The organism is Deltaproteobacteria bacterium, assembly GCA_009930495.1.
Classification (GTDB): domain Bacteria; phylum Desulfobacterota; class Desulfovibrionia; order Desulfovibrionales; family Desulfomicrobiaceae; genus Desulfomicrobium.
Map to the genome: position 1 here is coordinate 1 of RZYB01000298.1, position 2,235 is coordinate 2,235.

The window sequence follows — 2,235 nt, forward strand, 5'->3', positions numbered from 1 at the left end:
TGGTCTGGCTGACCGGGATTCCCTGGTCCGAAGCCCACGCGGCCGGAGAGCTGATGGGCACCAAGATCGTGCTCAACGAGCTTCTGGCCTATCTGGACATGGCGGCCCTGCCAGCCGAGACCCTGTCCCGCCGCAGTCTCGCCATCATGACCTACGCCATGTGCGGCTTCGCCAATATCGGCAGCCTGGGCATCCTCATCGGCGGCCTGACCAACCTCGCCCCGGAGCGATCCGCCGAAATCGTCGAACTGGGGCCGCGTTCCATCGTGGCCGGGGTGCTGGCCACGATGATGACGGGTGCCGTGATCGGCGTATTGTGGTAAAAAAACGCCCGAGATCCGTCATTCGGCGGACACGGCGGTTCAGACGGGTGGGAAGCAGCTCTCTTCGACAAAACAATCCATGCCTTTTGAAATTATCGCTTTGATTTGGTAATGACATAACCCAGAACGTCGAGATGAAGGTTGATATGATCATGAAGTTCAAATCCAAACGTGACGATTCACCAAACTCGAATCCCGAATCCGCGCCGCCAGTGATAAAACCCGTGAACTCCGCGTTCTCCATTGTCGGGGTTGGAGCTTCCGCCGGAGGGCTGGAAGCCCTGGAGCAATTTTTGCGGCACGTGCCTGAAAAAAGCGGACTGGCCTTTGTCATCATCCAGCACCTCGATCCGACGCACAAGGGCCTCCTACCGGAACTGCTGCAACGCGCCACCACGATGCCGGTGCAGCAGGTCAGGGACAGGATGGCGGTCAAGGCGGACCGCGTGTACGTGATCCCGCCCAACCGCGACATGTCCATCCTGCATGGTGTGCTGCGTTTGTTCAAACCGGCCGCCCCTCGCGGCCTGCGCCTGCCCATCGACTTTTTCTTCCGCTCGTTGGCCGAAGACCAGCAAGAGCACGGCATCGGAGTCATCCTGTCCGGCATGGGCTCCGATGGCACGTTGGGACTCCGGGCCATCAAGGAAAAAGCGGGGCTGGCCCTGGCGCAGGACCCCTCCTCGGCCAAATTCGACAGTATGCCCAGAAACGTCATCAATGCCGGGCTGGCCGATCTCGTGGCTCCGGTGGAAGAATTGCCTGCAAAGCTCCTCGACTTGATGAGTCGTGCGCGGGTTGTCGCCTTGTTTTCCCCCCCTCTTGAGGAGAAAACCCAAAGTGGCCTCGAAAAAATCATCCTTCTGCTGCGCGCGAAGACCGGCCATGACTTTTCCCAGTACAAGAAAAACACCTTGTACCGCCGCATCGAACGGCGCATGAGCATTCACCAGATCGATCGGATCATGTCCTATGTCCGTTTTCTGCAGGAAAATTCCCAGGAAACCGAGATTTTATTCAGGGAGCTTCTGATCGGAGTGACCAGCTTTTTTCGCGATCCAGGGGCCTGGGAGCATCTGCAAAAACAAGCCCTTCCGCTTCTGCTGAAGGCGTGTCCGCCGAATGGCATCCTGCGGGCCTGGACACCGGGCTGCTCCACGGGGGAGGAAGCCTATTCGCTGGCCATGATCTTCAAGGAAACCGTGGCCCAATTGGCGCCGGAATCGGGAATCAAGCTGCGTATCTTTGCCACCGACCTGGACAAGGACGCCATCGACAAAGCCCGCCACGGTCTCTACCCGCCAAGTATTGCCGCGGATGTTTCCGGCGAACGTCTGGATCGATTTTTCGTTCGTGACGGACACGGCTATCGTGTCGGCACGGATATCCGGGAAATGGTCACCTTCGCCACACAGAATGTCATCATGGACGCACCGTTCACTAGGCTTGACATCCTCATCTGTCGCAACCTCTTGATCTATCTCGCGCCCGAATTGCAGCAGAAGCTGGTGTCGCTTTTTCATTACAGCTTGAACCCCGACGGGGTTCTGTTTTTGGGAAGCTCGGAATCGATCAACTCCAGCATCGATCTCTTTACTCCGATAGACAGCAAATCGAGGCTGTTCAGACGACGCGAATCAATCCTGACGGCCGCGAAGATTGCATTCCAGCCTTCATTCTTCCCGGTTTTGCCTGATATTTCACAGGAGACCACAATGCTCAAACCGGCGGCCAACATCCAGTCCCTGGCGGATCAGGTGCTGTTGCAACACTTTTCACCTCCCGCCGTGCTGGTCAACAACAAGGGGGATATCCTCTACATCAGTGGCAGGACGGGAAAATATCTTGAACCGCCTGCAGGCAAGGTCAATTGGAACATCCACGCCATGGCTCGGGAAGGACTTCGTTTTGA

The 2,235-nt window shown here is 57.3% G+C and carries 2 protein-coding genes; both read left to right on the forward strand.

Features of this window, described 5'->3' with window-relative positions:
• On the forward strand, positions 1-323 hold a 323-nt coding region (locus EOL86_13995), incomplete at its 5' end, for a nucleoside:proton symporter (protein NCD26685.1).
• Positions 324-475: 152 nt separating this feature from the next.
• Positions 476-2,235 (forward strand): chemotaxis protein CheB (locus tag EOL86_14000; protein ID NCD26686.1); only part of this gene is annotated, 1,760 nt, incomplete at its 3' end.